The organism is Sphingomonas sp. AC522 (assembly GCF_979258125.1).
In genome coordinates this window covers 3006169-3025601 of record NZ_OZ409836.1, presented here as the reverse complement: position 1 = coordinate 3025601, position 19433 = coordinate 3006169, and the positions used below count along the sequence as shown (strand labels likewise).

The following is a 19433-nucleotide window of genomic DNA, read 5'->3' as shown; positions in this document are numbered from 1 at the left end:
GCTCTATATTCAATATCTTATACAGCATGGCGCTACGCGCAGGAGTGAGTGAACTCCGGGCGTCAGTTGCGTGCGCCACTGGGCCGCACGTCGGCTAGAATAATTTCCGCAGGGTAAGGGTGGCCGTCCGCCCGACCGGATCGAGATAATCCGGCTGGAAGCGGTTGGGGACACGGCCATTGCCGTCGCGCACGCGCTGGCGGCCGTCAGTCAGGTTGTTGATATCGATTCCGAGCCGCAGCTTCTGCGCCCAGGACTCGCGCTTCATCAAGCTGCCCACAGCCAAATAGCCGCCAAGATTGAGCTTGAGGATCGGCGCGAAGCGCAGGTCGGCGGCGGGATTGGGGCTGCGGATCCGGTTCGAGGCCTGGTACCAGCCATTGAAGGTCAGGCCGTGTCCCTGATAGTTTATCCCGCCGTAGAAATAGCCCTGGATGCGCGGCACGCCCCAGCCGCGAACCGTGTCTCCGCGCAGCAGATCAAGTTCGGGCGTACCGGGGCGGAGCTGCAGCCGGTCGCTTATCTTGAAGCTGGGGCCGATCCCCGCATAATAACTCCCCTGTTGTGGAGACTGGGGCTTGGTGCCCGGGGCTGGGGGCGGGGGTGCCTTGCCGGCCTTTCCGTTGATGCTCACCGTCAAGTTGAGCGTGCGCTGCCGCTCGAGCGCGAGGTTGATCGGGCGATAGGCGACCGAGATCAGACGCCCCGCCGCGTCACGTGCGAAAAGATCGGGCAGGACCGCCTCCGTCTGCGGGGTGATGGCGTAGACCGTACCGGTCTGATCGCGGATCGTCGTTGCTTCATAGGTGGCGGCAAGGCGAAGTTCGCGCTTGCCGAAGGGCTTGTAGGTAAACGCCAGCGAACGCGTCACGCGGCGCTCGGCGGCGAGATCGGGATTGCCGCCGGCGAAGAGCGTTACCAGTTCGGTGCGGCCCGTGCCGTAATCGATGACGGGCACATTCTCGATGCGGGTCGCCGGGGCCAGCTGCTGGGTCATGTCCGGGGCAGTCGCGCTGTGCCGCAGGGTAGCAAGCAATTGCACGCCCTCGATCGGTCCCCAGGCAAGCCCAAGGGTCGTATCGGTAAGCGGGCCGAAACCGCTGACATGGCGGGCATTGACCGAAGCGTTGAGCGACAAATCGCCGATCAAGGGCAGCACCTTATCGCGGCGTGAGGTCAGCGGCACGTCGATCGAAACCCCGCCCTCGATTCGACCGCGACTCAGCTTAAGGTCCGACGGATTGGGGCCCCGCGAAATGGCCTGGGCACTGACCTGATCGGCTTCCACCGTGCCGGTGATCGTAACGCGGCCCGCCGGAAGCCGGATCGGCGCGTTGTTGATCACAGTCTTCGCGCCGATCGTGCGCGACCGCTGGCGCGTATCGTCGATCAGCCGCGCGGCCAGCAGCGAAGCATCGAGCGGCCCGAATGGATTGGCGCCGGCGGCGATCGCTTTGTTGGCAAGGGTTGAGTCGATGCCGCGATCGTTGCGGCTTGCGCTCAGCTTCTGGTCCAGAACGCCGGTAAAGTCCCAGCGCCATCCCGATATCGCACCGCGCAGCGTGACGCCGGCATGCAGCATGGTCGCGGATTCATTCTGCCGCATCAGCGCCGCTTCGGTGAGGTAGCGATTGAGAATCACAGGGCGCGTGAAGGGGGAATAGGAATTCGTCGCGGGCACGAGCAAACGCATCGTCGCCGGCCCGGTGAGCGCATAGTTACGATTATGCTCGGCTGAGAGAGTAAGCGAACCGGCGACCGTCTCGCTGATCCGGTTGGCGATTACGGCTTCGGCCTTGATCCCCTCGTTGCGTGGCGCGAGCGTGCGAAAGGGGCTGGGATCGAACAGGCGCGCGCGGTTGGCGCCGGCGGTGAAACCCGTCAGCGTCGCGCGGTCGGTTGCGGTTTCGGGAACGGGGGCGATGGTCACGACCTGTCCGGCCGCGGCGGACAGCGCAGGATCGATCTCACTGCCGCTCACGCCGGTGATGTTGCCAATCGAATCGAACGGGATGTCGGGATCGGGCAGGAGCTCGCGTTCTGACTGGTACAGGGCATCGCTCCGCCGAAGCTCGACGCCCAGCGTCAAGCGCCCGCCGGCCTTCAGCCGGGTGAGGCCGAGATTGGTCTTTTCGGTGGCGCTGCCCCAGCGCGTGGTGGTGGTCGCGGTGGTCTTGGCCTCGATCTGGCGGAAGCTGGCCTTGGTGATGAAGTTCACGACCCGCCGGGTAGGCGGGAAGCCGAAGCGGAGCGCGGCCTGCTCAGGCAGCACTTCGACCTTTTCAATCGCTTCTGGGGGCAGTGAGCCGATCTCCTGATAGCTGGAGACGCGCTGGGCATTGAGCAGGAAGATCGGCTCGCCGCCGCTGGGCGATTGCGTGGCGCCGCGGATCGCCTGCATCAGCTCGGGGATCGTTGAGGCGCCGGTGGCGGCGACAGCGTCGGCATCCATTTCGAGGATCGGGGCAATGTCGGTCACTGCCGATCCCCGCCGGCCGATCACGACCACATCGGATGCGGCCTCGCCGATTTGCGCGTCAGGCTCGGGAACTTCGGATTGCTGCGCGAATGCTGCAGGGCCCCATAACAGCGTGAGGGCCGCGCTCGAGCAGCCCAGCGTCGTCAACCGGCGGCGACGCTCGGTCCGCATAACTTCCCCACTCCCCGTGCCTTAGCGCGGACGTATCACACGTCCGGTGTGCCGCTAGGGCAATACGGCAGAGTGGTCCAGAGTTGCGGCACGACTGGGGCGTCCGACAAAGAAAAGGCCGCCGCACCGCATGGGTGCGACGGCCGTTCCCCCTTTTATCCCGGTAGCTTACATCTTGAAGCGGGCACCGAACAAGATGGTGCGGCCGAAGTGGTTATACTCGTAGTTCCGGTTGGCATCGAGATCGGTGTAGCGCGAGCGATAATCGTCGGTGAGGTTCACGCCCTCGACCGACAGCTCGAGGTTCTCGAAGACCTTGTAGCGGATCGAGGCATCGACGTTGATGGCGCGGTTATAGCCTTCGAAGATGTTGCCGGTCGCCGAGTTGGCATCGACATACGGCCCGCGATAGCTGGCCGAGACGCGGGCGCTGAACTTCGAATCCTCATAATAAAGCGTGCCGTTGAACGCGGTCTTGGACAGGCCGAACAGTGTAGAGCTGCGCGTCGCGGGTACGTTCGGACCGAAGGCGCACGCCGCTGCCGGCGTGGCGCCGGCTACGCAGGGATTAACCGTTGGGCCCTGCACGGTGTAGCTCGCGCTCGAATCGACGAAGGTCGCGTTCACGATGCCGCCGAAGTGGCTCAGGAAGCCCGGCAGGAAGGTGAAGGGCGCCTGGAGCGACAGCTCGACGCCCTTGAGGCTGGCGCCGGTGCCGTTCACGTTGCCGGTGATCGTCCAGAGCTGACCCTCGGGATTGATGAAGGCCGGCGAGCTGGGCGGAAGCACCGAGAGCGGCAAGCCGGTCGATGCGAAAGTGCCGCTGCGCGATGCCGAGATCGGGAAGCTCTCGATATCCTTCTTGAACACCGCGACCGAGGCGAGCGATTGCGGCGCGAAATACCATTCGAGCGCCAGATCATAGGCAGTCGCCCGGAATGGATCGAGGAAGGGATTGCCGAAGGTTACGCGGTAGTTGAAGCCATCGACCGAGCCGCCAGGCGTGAGATTGCCCAGCGTCGGGCGCGTGATGACCTTGGCGATCGCGCCGCGGATGATCACGCTCTCGGTCGGATAGAGCGCGAGGTTCATCGAGGGCAGCCAATCCTCATAGTCGCGCTTGACCGTGACCGGCACGCCGCTGCTGAGGCCGCTCGAGCTCTGATCGGTGCGGGCGTAGCGAATCCCGCCGTTGAACGCGTAGTTCAGCCCAAACACATCGCCCTTCGCGTCGAACTGAAGGTAGCCGCCCTTCACTTCCTCGATCACGCTGCGATTGTTGCCGGCGTCGAGCGCAGGGGTGCGGTTGTACAGGCCGGTAAAGGCTGCCGAGCGCTCGATATTGGGCACCAGCCAGGTGTTGGTGTTGCCCGCAGGCTGGCCGGCATTGCCGAGCGTGAAGCTCTCGGCGAGGTTGGTCGCCGCGAAGCCATAGACCGCCGTTGGGCCGAAAGCCGAGGAAGGCGAGCAAGTGATGGTGCGCAGCACGACATCGAGCCCGCCATTGCCGCAGACGACAGCGTCACGCGTGAAGGCGACCGAATCGAAGCTGAAGCGACGGTACATCGCGCCGGCCTTGACCGTGAAACCGTCGGCAACGTCCCATTCGGTGCGCAGCTGCGCGGTGCGGAACTTGTTGGTGACGTTCGACGGACGATCGCGGATTTCGGCGAGCTGGAAGTTCGCCGCGTCGGTCACGCTGGTGCCGAAGGTGATCCGCGGCGACCAGGGCTTGGTATAATCGAACTGGAAGTTCTGTGCGTCGCGATCGTCGAACACGAAAGTAGTTTCGACCGGAATGTCGGCGTTCGACTTGGAGACGCCGCCCATCAGGGTGAAACGGAAGCTGTCACCCAATTCCTGATCCCAGCTACCGCCGACCTGGTAGAATTCGGTCTCCGACTTGCGCAGATAATGCTCGGTGCGGACCCACGCATCGTTGAGCGTGCCGCTCGTCATCGTGTTGTTCGCGCCGACCGTGAAATTGGTCAGGTCGATCGAGCGCTCGTTCGAACGGAGCAGCACTTCGCCCCACTTCTCTTCGCGGGTCTCCTTGAAGCGCGAATAGAGCGCATCGATCGAAATCTTGGTCGCGTCGGTCGGCGCCCACTGGACGCTCCCGGTCAGGCCCAGCCGCTCGCGATCGTGGCGGACTTCGCCGTAGCGCGGGATGCGCGGGTGGAAGGCGAGCGCGGCCTGGTCGCAAATCGCGCTGGGGCGATAGAAGCCACCGGCGTTCTGGAGCGCAGTGCCGCCGGTCTGCGCCGAATAGAAGCAGGGCGTGCCATTGACCGAGTCGAAGCGGGCCTGCGCCCAGCGCACGGTGTTGTTGCCGAGCTCGAGATTGTTGGTCTTCTGGTAGGCACCGGAAACTGCGACGCCGAACGTGCCGTCCTCGTTCTTCCACGAGAGCAGCCCGGCGATGCGCGGGCCGACCTTCTTGCTCAGATCATTGTAGCTGCCCTGGACATTGGCGACGGCAGTGAAGCCGGATTTACCGCCCAGCGGATTGCCGGTGTTGAGATCGACCACGGCGCCGAGCGAACCCTCGTCGAGCGAAGGCTCGGCGGTCTTGTGGACGACGAGGCTGTTGAACAGCTCTGAGGCGAACACGTTAAAGTCGAAGGCGCGGTCGCGATTGGCGGCGGCGCCGTCGGTCGAGGTTGCGACGGTCTCCAGGCCGTTCAGGCGGACGCGGGTGAACTGCGCGCCAAGGCCGCGCACCGTGATCGCGCGGCCCTCGCCGGCGTCACGCTGGATCGAGACACCCGGAATGCGCTGGAGCGACTCGGCGAGGTTCTGATCGGGAAATTTGGCGATATCTTCGGCGACGATCGCGTCGACTGCCGAGACCGAGTTGCGCTTGACGTTGATCGCGGCGCCCAGCGACTGGCGGAAACCGGTGACAACAATCGCGCCTTCCTCGTCCTGCGCGGGATCGGTCTGGGTGGCGGGAACGTCTTGCGGTGCGGCTGCGGCAACTGCCGGGACCTTGTCGTCTCGCGCCGGTGCAACGGTGTCATCAGCAAATGCCGATACGGGGGCGAGCAGGCCGAGCGCCAGTGCTGCCATCGAAGCGCCCGATAGCGCCTTTGCCGTGCGGCCACCGACCGCAGAAACCAGAACCTTCATCATCCGCCTCCTTTGCGCCGCTCTAGGCGGCATTTGTTGTGCCGTTTCGCGCCAGCTTATGCCGGCCGCAAAGGGCTCGAATCTCGGGGAGGCAGCCTGCTGCGCAGGAGTCGCTCTTTCAGCCTCACCTTTTTCGCCATTCTTTCGATGGCCTTAATACCCGATCACTGGTAACCGGTGTCAGGGAAACTACCGAGCCGCGAAAAGAGTGTCAACCGTAGCTGTGTTGCGTTGACGTCTCGGTTTGACACCGGTAGCATCCCGCACGTCGCTCGCCCGTCGCAAAAGGGGGCGGAGGCATTGGAGATGGAGAGCCGCTCAGCCGATTTTCCGACGAGCCCGCATCCGCGCGAATCGCGCCGGTGCCGTTCGCGGACGAATGGCCGGGCAGGCTGTATGAAGGAAAAGGCGTTGATCGAGGGACGGGAAACAGCCGAGGCTATTGCGCAGGCGTTCGTCGAAGCGCGCCGGGCCGGGAATGCGCTGATCGACTATCCGGGCGCGCTGCCCGAATCGCTTGATGAAGCTTATGGAATTCAGGAGCGGGCGATCGGCCTGTTCGGCGGCGGCGTAGCGGGCTGGAAGGTCGGCCGTATCGCCGACGCGCTGGTCGACGCTTACGGCAGCAACCGCATCACCGGGCCGATCTTTGCCGGCAGCGTGGTGGAAGCGGAAGATGCTGCGGTGCCGGAGATGCCGGTGTTCGCGGACGGCTTTGCCGCGGCGGAGGCCGAATATCTCCTGCGCATCGGGCATCTGCCCGAGAGCTTCGACCGCGATTGGACCAACGAAGCGGTTGCCGAATATGTCGATGAGGTCCGCATCGGCATCGAAGTCGCCAGCTCGCCCTTTCCCGGAATCAACGAACATGGCCCTGCGGTCACCGTATCCGATTTCGGCAACAATAACGGTCTGGTGATCGGCGCTCCGCTCGACCGGAATTTGCGTTTCATTGAGTGGCCGGTAGCGCTAACAATCGACGGCGAGACGGCAGGCACGGGTGCTGCCGATGCGATGCTCGACGGGCCGTTCGGCGCAGTGCGCTTCCTGTTCGAACTCGCGCGCGACCGTCAGCTGCCGCTGGCGCCGGGCCAGTGGATCTCGACCGGTGCCGTTACGGGCGTCCACCCCGTGCGCCCCGGCGCACAAGTGGAGGCGCGCTTTGGCGATGAAATGCGCGTAAGGTGCAGGATCGGCGTCAACCGCCGCGACTGAGGCCGACCGAAAAAAGATAATTGGGAGAGGGCAATGGCCAGTGAAGTAGAAGGGACGGTCGCTCAGACCGTTGGAAAGGTCGGGCGCTATCGCTGGATGATCGTCGGGCTTCTGTTCGTCGCCACGACGGTCAATTACATCGACCGCACCATGCTCGGCATGCTGGCTCCCGTGCTCGGCAAGGAGCTGTCGTGGAGCGAGAATGATTATGGCAACATCGTCACTGCCTTCCAGGCCGCTTATGCGTGCGGCTTCCTCATCATGGGCTGGCTGATCGATCGCTTCGGCCCCAAGATCGGTTACGCCATTGCCATTTCGATCTGGACGATAGGCCACGTCGCGCATGGTTTTGCCGGCTCGGTAGTTTCCTTCATGGCGGCACGCATCGTGCTCGGCGTCGGCGAGGCGGGGCATTTCCCCGCTGTCGTGCGCGCGAGCAGCGAATGGTTTCCGCAGAAGGAGCGGTCCTATGGCATCGGCTGGGTGAATAGCGCAACCACCGTCGGCGTGATCCTCACCGCACCGGCCCTGTGGCTGTTCATGGTCGCGCTCGGCCTGGATTGGCGCGAGACCTTCATCTACACCGGGCTCTTCGGGGTTGTCCTGCTGGTCCTGTGGCTCAAGATTTACAGCAACCCGCGCGAGAGCGGCAAGGTCAGCGAAGCCGAGCTCGCCTGGATCGAACATGATCCGCCCGAGAAGATCGAGCGCCTCGGCTGGGGCCGGATCGTCACCAAGCGCGAGGCCTGGGCGTTCGCGGTCGGCAAATTCCTGACCGACCCGGTGTGGTTCCTGATGCTGTTCTGGCTGCCCAAATATTTCAGCACGACCTACCATGTCGATCTCAAGGTCGTGCTGCTGCCGATGATCATCATGTACTTGCTGTCCGATGTCGGAAGCATCCTTGGCGGCTGGGTCTCGTCGCGGCTGATCCATTCGGGGTTCAGCGTGAACTTCGCCCGCAAGGTGACGATGCTCGGCGCGGGCTGCTGCGTGCTGCCTTTGCTGTTCGTCTCGGGGCTCGAGAATATGTGGCTGGCGGTGGTGCTGATCGGCATCGCGCTGGCCGGACACCAAGCCTTCTCGTCAACCATCCTTTCGATCCCGCCTGACATGTTCCCCAAGCGAGCAGTCGGTTCGGTGATCGGGTTGGGCGGCTTCATGGGCGGCATCGGCGGAATGATCATGGCCAAGTCGACGGGCCTTGTGCTCGACGCGACCGGCGGCAATTACACGATCATCTTCGCCGCCTGCACCACGGTCTATTTCATCGCGGTGCTCGCCATCCACTTGCTCAGCCCGCGCCTGGCGCCGGTAACTGTCGAAAGCGAGGCCCGCGCCGCATGACCCGGCCGCTGAAGCTCGATCCGGACCGGTTGCTCCCGACTGAGGAGCGCACGCGCGGGATTGCGCGTGCGCTCTATGCGGAAGTGGCGGGGTTGCCGATCATCAGCCCGCACGGGCACACCGATCCAACCTGGTTTTCGACCAACGCCAATTGGTCGAACGCCACCGAGCTGCTGCTGTCGCCAGACCATTATCTCTACCGGATGCTTTATTCGCAGGGTGTGGCGCTTGCGGATTTGTGCGTGCCCGACAAGCAGGGCGTGCCGGCGACCGACCCGCGCGCAGCCTGGCGTATGCTGGCGGAGAATTTCCACCTGTTCCGCGGCACGCCTTCGAGCATGTGGCTTAGCCACGTGTTCGGAGAGGTGTTCGGCTTCGACGTTGCGTTCGAGGCCGCGACGGCGGATTTCTATTACGACACGATCAACGAGAAGCTCGCGAGCGACGCGTTCAAGCCCCGGGCGTTGTTCGATCGGTTTGGGATCGAATTCCTCGCGACTACCGAAGGCCCGCAGGACGATCTGACGCCGCACCATGCGATCCATGCCAGCGGCTGGCAGGGCAGGGTGGTCACTACCTATCGCCCGGACGCGGTGATCGACGTCGAGCATGAGCAGTTTGCCGGGGCGATGCGGGTGTTCGCCGAGAAGACCGGCGAGGACGTGTATAGCTGGGACGGCTATCTCGCCGCGCACCGCAAGCGCCGCGCGGATTTCCGCGCTGCCGGCGCCACGGCGACCGACCATGGCCACCCGACCGCCGCGACCGCCGACCTCACCAAGGACGAGGCGGAGCGGCTGTTCCAGACGATCCTGGGTGACGCCTGGACCCCAGCGGATGCCGAGCTGTTTCGCGCGCAGATGCTGACCGAAATGGCGGCGATGTCGGTCGAAGACGGGATGGTTATGCAGATCCATCCGGGATCCTTCCGCAATCACAATGGCGGGCTGTTCGCCAGCCACGGCCGCGACAAGGGCGCGGACATTCCGATGCGGACCGATTACGTCCATGGGCTCAAGCCTTTGCTCGACCGCTTCGGCACCAGCGCCGATCTGTCGATCATCCTCTTCACCCTCGACGAGACGGTCTATGCCCGTGAGCTGGCGCCGCTGGCCGGTCATTATCCGTGCCTCAAGCTGGGCCCGAGCTGGTGGTTTCACGACAGCCCGGAGGGGATGCGCCGCTTTCGCGAGCAGGTCACCGAGACTGCGGGCTTCTACAACACTGTCGGCTTCAACGATGATACGCGCGCCTTTCTCTCGATCCCTGCGCGCCACGATGTCGCGCGGCGCGTCGATTGCGCGTTCCTCGCCCGGCTGGTGGGCGAGGGGCGGCTGCTCGACTGGGAAGCCGCCGAACTCGCTTACGAACTGACCAACGGGCTGGTGCGCAAGGCGTACAAGCTCGACCGGAATATTACCGAACCTGCGGCCCAGGCGGCCTGAATTTCAACGGAGTAGTTTAATGTTCGACCGGACCTATTACGCCACCCATCCCGACATGATGGAATGCGTCTCGAACGAGGAGCTGCGCGACCGCTATCTGATCGGCGGCCTGTTCCGCGACGGCGAGTGCGTGCTCAACTATACCCATGCCGACCGTTTCGTGATCGGCGGCGTTGCGGTGACTACCGGTTCGGTGCGGCTGCCCGACCAGACCGAGCCGGCCTCGGCCGCGGGTCATCCGTTTCTCGAGCGCCGCGAGCTGGCGATCGTCAATGTCAGCGGCATCGAAGGCACCGTCGAAGTCGATGGCGACCGCTATACGCTCGGCAACAAGGACTGCCTCTACGTCACCATGGGCGCCAAGGAAGTGCTGTTCATGGGCGATGGCGCGCGCTTCTATCTCGCCTCGTGCCCGGCGCATAAGGCGTTCGAGACGCGCAAGCTTTCGATAGCCGACGCCAATGCGCTCGAGCGCGGCAGCCTCGAGGAATCGAACGAGCGGACGATCTTCCAGCTCGTCATCCCGGGCGTGTGCAACAGCGCGCAGCTGGTGATGGGCCTGACCGTGCTCAAGCCGGGCAGCGTGTGGAACACCATGCCTCCGCATATCCATGAGCGCCGCAGCGAGATCTATTTCTACTTCGAGCTCGACGACACCGACAAGGATCGCGTCTTCCATTATATGGGAGAAGGCGAGGCCACGCGGCACATCGTGATGCAGAACGAGGAAGCGGTGATCAGCCCGCCCTGGTCGATCCACATGGGCGCGGGGACGAAGTCCTACGCCTTCATCTGGGCGATGGCCGGCGAGAACCAGGATTATACCGACATGAACGTGCTGGATATCTGCCAGCTGGCGTGACCGGTTACTCCCCCTCCTGGAAGGGAGGGGGCCGGGGGGTGGGTGGCGTGCTCGCGCTACGGAAGGTGTGAGCATTTCGGCTGCCATACCGTCCGGACGCTACCCACCCCCAGCCCCTCCCTTAAAGGGAGGGGAGCGAGAGAAGATATGACCAATCCCTTCGACCTCACCGGCCAGGTGGCCGTCGTTACCGGCGCGAATACCGGCATCGGCCAGGGCATCGCGCTTGCGCTTGCCGCCGCCGGCGCGGATATCGCAGCCGTCGGCCGCAGTGCCGCTACCGAGACCGTGGAGAAAGTCCGCGCGCTCGGCCGCCGCGCCGAGATCATCTCAGCCGATCTCTCGACCATCGAACCTGTTGGCAGAGTCGTGGACGAAGCTGTGGAAAAGCTGGGGGGAATCCATATCCTGGTCAACAATGCCGGGATCATCCGCCGCAACGACAGCCTGGATTTCACCGAGGAAGATTGGGATGCAGTCGTCGATACCAATCTGAAGTCGGTGTTCTTCCTCTGCCAGGCCGCGGGCCGCAAGATGGCCGCGCAGGGGCGCGGCAAGATCATCAACATCGCCTCAATGCTGAGCTTTCAGGGCGGCATCCGTGTGCCGAGCTACACGGCGTCCAAATCGGGCGTCGCCGGGCTGACCAAGCTGCTGGCGTGCGAATGGGCGGCCAAGGGCATCAACGTCAACGCGATCGCGCCGGGCTATGTCGCCACCAACAACACGACGGCGCTGCGCGCCGATGAGGAGCGCAATAAGTCGATCCTTGACCGCATCCCGGCGGGGCGCTGGGGTGCCTCGGAAGATATGGGCGGCGCGGCGGTGTTCCTTGCCTCCGCCGCCTCCGATTACGTACAGGGCCACATTCTAGCAGTGGATGGTGGGTGGCTGGCACGATGACGACGGTTTTTTTCGGTGAGCTGATGCTGCGGCTTTCGCCGCCAGGACGCGAGTTGCTGCTCCAGACACCGAAATTCGAAGTCAATGTCGGCGGTGCCGAAGCCAATGTCGCAACCGGGCTGGCGTGCCTCGGCCACAAGGTCCGCATGGTTAGCGCGGTGGCGGACAATCCGCTTGGCGCGGCCGCGATCGGCGAACTGCGCCGGCGCGGCGTGGATGTGTCCAGCGTCGCCAGCGAGCCCGGCCGGCTCGGGCTCTATTTCCTGACTCCCGGGGCAGGTCTTCGCGCATCGGAAGTCGTTTACGACCGCGCATATTCGGTGTTCGCGACCCGCGCCGCCGATGCTTGGGACTGGGACGCCGCGCTCGATGGCGCGACACGACTGCATCTCTCGGGCATTACGCCGGCGCTGGGCCCGAATTCCGCTGCCGCAGCAATCGCCGCTGCCCAGGCCGCGGGCCAGCGGGGCATCCCGGTGTCGTTCGACGGCAATTACCGCGCGAAGCTGTGGGAGGCGTGGGACAGCGATCCCAAGGCAGTGCTGACCCAGCTGATCGGGCATGCCGACATATTGTTCGGCAATCACCGCGATATCTCGCTGCTGCTCGGCAAGACCTTTTCCGGCGACGGATCGGACCGCCGCCGTGAGGCTTCTGAAGCGGCATTTGCGGCGTTCTCCAAGCTTCAGACGATCGCCAACACCGCCCGACACGTCATCGACGCGGACAGCCACCGCGTTTCGGCGCGCGTGGATAGGCGCAGCGGCGGGCACCAGACCGACGAAGTCACCATCGCCGGCATCGTCGACCGGATCGGCGCGGGCGACGCCTTTGCCGCGGGCGTGCTGCACGGTCTTTCGCAAGGCGGCGACGCTGCGACGGCTGCCAATGCCGGGCTCGCGCTGACTGCGCTCAAACACTCGCTGCCCGGGGACGCCAGCCTGTTCGGCCAGGCCGATATCGACGCGTTTCTCGAGGGAGAATTGGATGTCCGCCGCTAGCCTGGATCGCCGGACGCTGCTCGCATCGGGAGCGGCGCTGCTGATGGCAAAGCCGGTATGGGCGGCGGGCGAGCCGGTGGTGGACGCGCCGGCGGGACGTTTTGAGGGTGACGAGATTGGCGGCGTCTATCGCTTCCGTGGCATCCGTTATGGCAGCGCCGAACGCTTTCGCGCACCAGTCGCGGTTGCGGCGCCTGGCCAAAGGGTGCCGGCGCATGATTTCGGACCGGTCGCGCCGCAGCGGAGCAACCCCGCCGAACGGCAGTCCGAAGACTGCTTGTTCCTCAATATCTGGGCTCCCGAACTGAACGCTCGGGCGAAGCGCCCGGTAATGCTGTATTTCCATGGCGGCGCCTATTCGAATGGCAGCGTCACCGACCCGCAGAACGACGGCGCGATTCTGGCCGCGACGCAGGATGTGGTGGTCGTCACGGTCAACCACCGCCTCAATGCTTTGGGCTATCTCTATCTTGCCCGGCTCGACCCTCGCTTCGCCGACAGCGGCAATTGCGGTCAGCTGGATCAGATACTCGCGCTGCAATGGGTCAAGGCCAATATCGCCGCATTCGGCGGCGACCCAAGTCGTGTATTCGTGTTCGGCCAATCGGGCGGCGGCGCCAAGATTGCGACATTGATGGGGATGCCGGCTGCTAAGGGGCTGTTCCATTCGGCGGCGACGATGAGCGGGCAGCAGGTCACTGCTTCCGGGCCGCTCAATGCGACTAAGCGCGCCGAGGCCTATTTGGCGCGGCTGGGCGTGCGTCCAAGCAATCTGCAGCCATTGCTCGACATGCCGGTGGGCAAGCTCGTCGATGCGCTCGATACGACCGATCCGGTGATCGGCGGAGGTCTGTATTTCGGCCCGGTGCTCGATATGAAATGGCTGATAAGGCACCCGTTCTGGCCCGAGCCCAATCCGCAATCGAATCATATCCCGATGATCCTGGGCAACACGCGCGATGAGACGCGGGCGTTTATCGGGCCGGACAAGGTGAAAGGGCTGGACTGGAGCAATATCGCGGCGCGGATGGCGCCCGAATTGCGCATGGACCTGCTTCCCGAATGGATCGTCGCCGAATATCGCGCGCATTTCCCTGCCGACACGCCCGAGCAGATTTTCTACCGTGCGACCACCGCGGGACGCAGCTGGCCGGGTCAGGTGATCGAGGCCGATGCCCGGGCAAGCGTTGGCGCCAAGGCGACCTGGGTCTATCAGTTCGACTATCAATCGCCGGTCCGCCCCGAGCGTGGCGCGCCGCATGCAAGCGACATCGCCATGGTGTTCGGCACGCTCGGCGCCCAGGGATCGATAACCGGCACCGGCCCGGCCGCGCAGAAGCTCAGCCAGCAGATGATGGGCGCATTCGCATCGCTGGCGCGCACCGGCAAGCCAGGCTGGGCGCCCTATACGCTGCCCAATCGTGCGACGATGGTGTTCGACGTACAGAGCCGGGTGGTCAACGATCCGCGCAAATGGGAGCGCGAACTGTTCGCTCGGGTGCCCTATATCCAGCCGGGAAGCTGAGCTAACAAACCCGAATGACTGCGTTGGATAGACGGGCCTTGCTAGCGGGGCTGGGATGCAGCCTGGTCCCGGCGCGGGCATGGGCCAAGAACCCGGCGATCCCCGGCTGGTATGCCGATCCCGAGATCCGCATCTTCGGCGATCGCTACTGGATCTACCCGACTGTCTCTGCCGACGAGGGCGTGGCGGCGGTGCAGAGCATTCTGAGCCCCGCGCAAGTCGAACAGCGCAAATCTCCGGAGATCTGGGCACCGTTTCTGCGCCAAACCTTTCTCGATGCCTTTTCCTCGCCCGACCTGATCCGCTGGACGAGGCATCCCCGCATCCTCGACGTGCGCAATGTGAGTTGGGCGGCCTATGCGATGTGGGCGCCGTCGGCGATCAAGCATCGCGGGCGCTATTATCTGTTTTTCGGTGCCAACGACTTGAAGCGCGACGGCGGCGTAGGCGGCATCGGCGTTGCAGTGAGCGATCGGCCCGAGGGACCGTTCACGGACGCGATCGGCAAGCCGCTGATCTCCACCATCGTCAAGGGCGCCCAGCCGATCGATCAGATGGCGTTCCGCGACGATGATGGCAGTCTCTACCTCTATTATGGTGGCTGGAAGCGCTGCAATCTGGTGCGGCTGGCGCCGGACCTGACCAGCCTGATGCCGTTCGCGGACGGCGAGACCTTCAAGGCGATCACGCCCTCTCCCGATTATGTCGAGGGGCCGTTCATGCTCAAGCGGCGCGGGATCTATTATCTGATGTGGTCCGAAGGCGAATGGACTGGGCCGGATTATCGCGTGGCCTATGCGACCGGCCCTTCGCCGGCAGGCCCGTTCACTCGGCGCGGCGTGATCCTGAAACAGGATGCCCGAGTGGCGCGGGGGGCGGGGCATCATTCGGCGGTGTGCATTCCGGGCACCGACGACTGGTATATCGTCTATCACCGCCGTCCGCTCGACACGGCGGATGGCAATCACCGCCAGATCGCGATCGAGCGAATGTATTTCCGCGGCGACGGCAGCATCGCGCCGGTGGTGATCACGCGGGATGGGGTCGGGCCGCGGCGGCTTCGTTAGTTGGCTTCGCCGGGGAGAGATTTAGTGGTCTCGAGCCGCCCACCATTCGGCATAGGGCGTGTTCTCGATCTTGCGGCGGTTATAGTCCGGGGTGCCATCGTGCCACCAGACTGGGCCGCGTTCGCCGAGTGCGACCTTGGCCCCCTGCACCGCATCGCGCGCAGTTCGCGTCTTCAAGGGATCGCCCTTGGCGTCGCGGACGGCGCGGCGGGCGTCCATCAGCGCGTTGACGAGGCGCTGGCGTTCATCTTCCGGCAAATCGGGCCGGGTTGCGCGCCACAAGGTGCCGGTCACGACGATATAGCGGCCATCGCGGGTGTGAGGTGGTCCGGGCATCCCGGCTTGAACGTCCGTCACCCCGGCCTTGTGCCGGGGCCACTATGCAGTTCGATCGCTTGTCCTGCGCCGGAGTGGACCCCGGCACAAGGCCGGCATGACGACTATCGCTGCTTCCCGTCGCGCATCGCCTTATCGCGCGCACTCAGCGATTCCTGAATCGGCCCGGTCTGGCCCGGATAGCGGCGCGACTTGGGTTCCATCGTCGCCAGATCCCAATCTTCCTCGACGAACTTCGCCTTGGTCGGCTTATAATCTGGATAAGCGCTGACTTCCTTCTCGTCGTCGATGATCTCGCCACGGCCTTCGGCCACGAAGAACAGCACGCGGATGTCCTCGGCATCGCGGTCCCAGGGGCGGGCGCCGGCCGAGCCGAGCACGCTGGTCTCGACATCAAGCGAAGGGAGGATCGTCACGCCGGCGGTGCTGGCGAGCGGCTTCTTCGCTTCGATCAATTTGGCGCGGGTTTCGCCATAGCGGCCGAACATCGGCAGCTTGTTGCCGTGGCGGTCCACTGCGAGATTGTCCTTGCCATAATAAGCGAGATCGCCGTCCCCGCCGAGCATCAGGAAGGGCAGGCCCTCATTGGTGTCGTTGCCGCCGCGCAGCACGTTGCCGATCGCGGTAATCTCGCCGGTGACATAGGGGTGATCGCCCCATTCGAGCGCCATGAGATTGTAATGCACCGCGCGGTGGCCGGGATTGTAGATCAGATTGTTGACCATCAGCACCTGCGCGCCGCCCTTTACCAGCGGGTGGCGCTCGACATTGTGCGCCCAGATGTTGCGATAGAAGACGATGCCAGTGGTGTTGTCGTGGATCAGCGAACCCTTCGAATGCTCGCCTTTGGGATGCGAGCTGTCGGCCAGGCCCTCGGCAGCGAGATTGTTCGAGAAGGTGATGTTCCGGCTGGTGCCTTCGCGCCATTCGGCAACATTGTTGCCCGTGAAGCGCGGGCCGGAGGCCGACATGTTCTCGTCGATCGCCCAGGTGAAGGTGTTGTGATCGATCACCACATTCTTCGCCGCGACGGTCGAGAAGGCGTCGGCCTCCCAGCCGCTGCGCTTGGGCTGGTTGTCAGCGCCGGTGCGCACCCGGATGTGGCGGATGATGACGTCGTGGGTCTTGAGGTCGATCCCGGTCTTGATCAGCGTGATCCCGGGGGAAGGCGCGGTCTGGCCGGCGATCGTCAGATAAGGCTCGGTGATCGTCAGCGTGGTCCGCTTCAAATCGATCACGCCGCCGACTTCGAAGACGACGATGCGCGGCCCCTTGGTCTCGATCGCGGCCTTGAATGAACCGGGGCCGTCGGCATTGAGATTGGTGACGCGGATGATCTGGCCACCGCGGCCGCCGGGGGTCTGCGCCGCGGGGCCGACCGCGCCGGGAAAGGCGGTCTGGGCAAAAGCCGGCGCAGTGGCGAGCAGCAGCGCAAGGGGGTAAGCGAGCAGCTTCATCATTCTCTCCACATCCGATTATGTCACCGGTTACCTAAATCGTATTGCGCCGGTTTTTCTGCGATGCAAGCGCTCCCGCGATTGTCCATGGGGACAGTATCGCTTTGGCTCATGGGCCATTATAGCGGCTGGATGCAGCGAACCGGCAAGCCCACGATCAACGATGTCGCCCGTATCTCGGGAGTCTCCAAGAAAACCGTCAGCCGGGTGATCAACCGCTCGCCCTTGCTCAACGGCGAGACGCGGGCGAAGGTCGAGGCCGTGATTGCGGATCTGGGCTATGTCCCCAATGTCCAGGCGCGGGCGCTGGCGCTTCGCCGCAATTTCCTGATCGGGCTGATCCACGACAATCCGAACGCGCAGATGGTGATGAACGTGCAGGCCGGCATGCTGGAGGCGATGCGCGAGACCGAATTCGAGCTGATCGTCCGCCCGATCGACCGCGGCTCGTCCACAATGCTCGAGGATGTTCGCAACTTCCTCGAGCGGCAGCGGCCCTATGGCGTGATGATCCTGCCGCCGATTTCCGAGAACGACATGCTGGCCGAGCTCTGCGGCAATCTGGGGATCCGCTATGTCCGGATGGGATCGGCGACGCTTGACGAGCCCGAGCATATGGTCGCGTCGAACGATCGCGAAGTGGTGACCGAGGCGGTCAACCATCTGATCAAGCTCGGCCATCGCAGGATCGGGCTGATTGCGGGGCCGCACGGGTTTCGCTCGGCGCGCGAGCGGCGCAAGGGGTTCGAGGAGGCACTCGCCGCGGCGGATATCAAGCTGCCGCGTAGCCTGATCGCCGATGGCAATTACACGTTCGATTCGGGGCTGGCGGCGGCCGACCGGCTGCTCGATCTATCGCCCCGGCCGACCGCGATTTTCTCGTCGAACGACGAGATGGGCGCGGCGACGCTCCACGCAGCGCGGCGGCGGGGGATGACTGTGCCCGACGACCTCTCGATCATCGGCTTCGATGATACTGCGATCTCGCGCCACATTTGGCCGCCGATGACGACCGTGCATTGGCCGATCATCTCGATGGCGCGCTCGGCGGCGCTCAAGCTGCTCGCCGATTTCTTCGGGGACGATATTGCCAGCGAGGAACCGTCTATGTTCACTTCGACGCTGATCCACCGGGCCAGCGTGGCGCCGCCGCGGGGCTAGTGGTGCCGGCTGCAGGAATCGAACCCGCGACATCCAGTTTACAAAACTGGCGCTCTACCAACTGAGCTAAGCCGGCACGCGGCCCCTTTGCGTCAGGGGACGCCGAAGGTCCAGCCCTCCGTTGCCGCGAGTTTCGGGGTCAACATCTGGGGCTTCCACAATTCGGGCTGCGCTGCGGCGACGCGGAGCCAGGCGGCGCTGAGCATCGCGTCGGTGGCGTGGTCGTCATAGCGGGAGATGGGGGCGTGGGGCTCGGAACCGAACGCGGCGAGCATTGTGTCCAGCGTCTGAGCGTCGCGAATCTTGGAGATGCCCTTGCGCATGCCGGCGAGGCGGGCGGCGAGCGAGGTGTAGATTTCGACCAAGAGGGGTCCGGTATTGGGGACGGGGTCGAAGGGCCACATGCCGATCTTGCCGCGCAGCCGATGGAGTACGCGCATGCCGGTGAGGCTCGACTTCCCGACCTGCGAGGCGCCGACCAGATTGAAGCAGCTATAGGGCGAGAGGCGCATCGCCTCCTGGCCGTGCTCGCAGATGCGGAAGCGGCCGCGGCCGGGCGGGAACAGGTCGCCGCAATCGCCGCGCTGGCGGAAGTGCCGGCGAGCGTCGGGATGCTGGACGAAGGTGGTGGCGGCGAGATGGGGGTCGGCCGCGCTCAGCTCGTCGACCAGTGCCCAAAGCGCATGCGCATCCGGCGGGGAGCGGTCCCAGCCGGGGAAATATGCGCCTTGATCGTGGAGCGGGAAAGCGGGGGAGAGATCGAGGCCGATCAGGGCTCGCGTTCCGTTCGACTGAAGCTCGAGCAGCCAGTCGAGCACGTCCTGGCGAGACCAGTTGCGATCGATCAACTCGGGTGCGGCGGTGCCGGCCTCGCAGCGGGCGATGGCGAGACCCTTGGGACACTCGACTGCCTGGCCGGACCAGTCGATCGCAATGAAGGTGGTGAAGTCCATTCAGGATCGAGGAATGATCACGGCCGCTCTTTCACGCCCGCTGCCACGCGCTGTGGCTTCTTCAGCCGGTCCCACCATGCGCGCTGGATGTAGAGTTCGATGCGCTCGTGAGCGTCGGTGCCGTAGCGGACGAGCAGCATCGGGTAGTTGCGGTAGTGGTCGGTCTGCCAGAAAGTCTCGGGGTTGGTCTCGAAAAGGATTTCCTTCTCGGGCTTGATCACCGAGAGGGCGAAGCTGCCTTCTTCGCGGCCGGGGGCCATGAAACCCTTGGCGTTGATCTTGGGGCAGGGGCTACCCCACCAGGAGGCCATTTCGACGCCAGGGAGTGACAGCGCATAGGCGCAGGCTTCTTCCCAGTTGTTCATGATAAACCGCCATC

The 19433-nt window shown here is 64.4% G+C and carries 15 protein-coding genes and 1 tRNA gene; 9 read left to right on the top strand and 7 right to left on the bottom strand.

From position 1 onward, the window contains the following. Positions 1-94: 94 nt before the first annotated feature. Both ACZZZM_RS15200 and ACZZZM_RS15195 read right to left on the bottom strand, forming a co-directional pair. Positions 95-2650, bottom strand: coding sequence for a hypothetical protein (locus tag ACZZZM_RS15200; RefSeq protein WP_463595920.1), 2556 nt, complete (start codon positions 2648-2650; stop codon positions 95-97). Between the two features lie 168 nt (positions 2651-2818). Beyond that, entirely contained in the window at positions 2819-5782 is a 2964-nt protein-coding gene (locus ACZZZM_RS15195; protein ID WP_463595919.1) for a TonB-dependent receptor, read from the bottom strand. A 414-nt stretch (positions 5783-6196) separates the two neighbouring features. On the opposite strand from ACZZZM_RS15195, the gene ACZZZM_RS15190 reads away from it, so the two are divergent. From ACZZZM_RS15190 to ACZZZM_RS15155, 8 genes are all read left to right on the top strand, one after another. Next, complete coding sequence (locus ACZZZM_RS15190; RefSeq protein ID WP_463596461.1) at positions 6197-6997, top strand: 2-keto-4-pentenoate hydratase; 801 nt, start codon at positions 6197-6199, stop codon at positions 6995-6997. Between the two features lie 33 nt (positions 6998-7030). After that, a complete protein-coding gene (locus ACZZZM_RS15185; protein WP_463595918.1) occupies positions 7031-8344 on the top strand; it encodes an MFS transporter in 1314 nt (437 codons plus the stop codon). After that, entirely contained in the window at positions 8341-9789 is a 1449-nt protein-coding gene (gene uxaC, locus ACZZZM_RS15180) for a glucuronate isomerase (protein ID WP_463595917.1), read from the top strand. The genes ACZZZM_RS15185 and uxaC overlap by 4 nt, the downstream gene beginning before the upstream one ends. A 19-nt stretch (positions 9790-9808) precedes the next feature. After that, a complete protein-coding gene (gene kduI, locus ACZZZM_RS15175; RefSeq protein ID WP_463595916.1) occupies positions 9809-10651 on the top strand; it encodes a 5-dehydro-4-deoxy-D-glucuronate isomerase in 843 nt (280 codons plus the stop codon). 147 nt (positions 10652-10798) lie between these two features. Beyond that, a complete protein-coding gene (gene kduD / locus ACZZZM_RS15170; RefSeq protein WP_463595915.1) occupies positions 10799-11554 on the top strand; it encodes a 2-dehydro-3-deoxy-D-gluconate 5-dehydrogenase KduD in 756 nt (251 codons plus the stop codon). Next, positions 11551-12555, top strand: a complete 1005-nt coding sequence (locus tag ACZZZM_RS15165; RefSeq protein ID WP_463595914.1) for a PfkB family carbohydrate kinase — start codon at positions 11551-11553, stop codon at positions 12553-12555. The genes kduD and ACZZZM_RS15165 overlap by 4 nt, the downstream gene beginning before the upstream one ends. Next, positions 12542-14080, top strand: a complete 1539-nt coding sequence (locus ACZZZM_RS15160) for a carboxylesterase/lipase family protein (protein ID WP_463595913.1) — start codon at positions 12542-12544, stop codon at positions 14078-14080. The genes ACZZZM_RS15165 and ACZZZM_RS15160 overlap by 14 nt, the downstream gene beginning before the upstream one ends. A gap of 14 nt (positions 14081-14094) precedes the next feature. Beyond that, positions 14095-15147 (top strand): glycoside hydrolase family 43 protein, encoded by a 1053-nt coding sequence (locus ACZZZM_RS15155; RefSeq protein WP_463595912.1) that lies wholly within the window; start codon positions 14095-14097, stop codon positions 15145-15147. 21 nt (positions 15148-15168) lie between these two features. On the opposite strand, the gene ACZZZM_RS15150 is transcribed toward ACZZZM_RS15155, so the two are convergent. Both ACZZZM_RS15150 and ACZZZM_RS15145 read right to left on the bottom strand, forming a co-directional pair. After that, positions 15169-15504, bottom strand: a complete 336-nt coding sequence (locus ACZZZM_RS15150) for a hypothetical protein (protein ID WP_463595911.1) — start codon at positions 15502-15504, stop codon at positions 15169-15171. Between the two features lie 83 nt (positions 15505-15587). After that, the gene (locus tag ACZZZM_RS15145) at positions 15588-16940 is read right to left on the bottom strand and encodes a pectate lyase family protein (protein ID WP_463595910.1); all 1353 of its coding nucleotides are present in this window, start codon (positions 16938-16940) and stop codon (positions 15588-15590) included. Positions 16941-17072: 132 nt separating this feature from the next. Between ACZZZM_RS15145 and ACZZZM_RS15140 the strand changes: the two genes are divergently transcribed. Next, positions 17073-18101, top strand: coding sequence for a LacI family DNA-binding transcriptional regulator (locus ACZZZM_RS15140; protein ID WP_463596460.1), 1029 nt, complete (start codon positions 17073-17075; stop codon positions 18099-18101). On the opposite strand, the gene ACZZZM_RS15135 is transcribed toward ACZZZM_RS15140, so the two are convergent. The 3 genes from ACZZZM_RS15135 to ACZZZM_RS15125 form a co-directional block, all read right to left on the bottom strand. Next, positions 18102-18177 (bottom strand) — tRNA-Thr (locus tag ACZZZM_RS15135). Between the two features lie 16 nt (positions 18178-18193). After that, complete coding sequence (locus tag ACZZZM_RS15130) at positions 18194-19054, bottom strand: hypothetical protein (protein WP_463595909.1); 861 nt, start codon at positions 19052-19054, stop codon at positions 18194-18196. Positions 19055-19071: 17 nt separating this feature from the next. After that, the gene (locus ACZZZM_RS15125; protein WP_463595908.1) at positions 19072-19419 is read right to left on the bottom strand and encodes a hypothetical protein; all 348 of its coding nucleotides are present in this window, start codon (positions 19417-19419) and stop codon (positions 19072-19074) included. Positions 19420-19433: the final 14 nt, after the last annotated feature.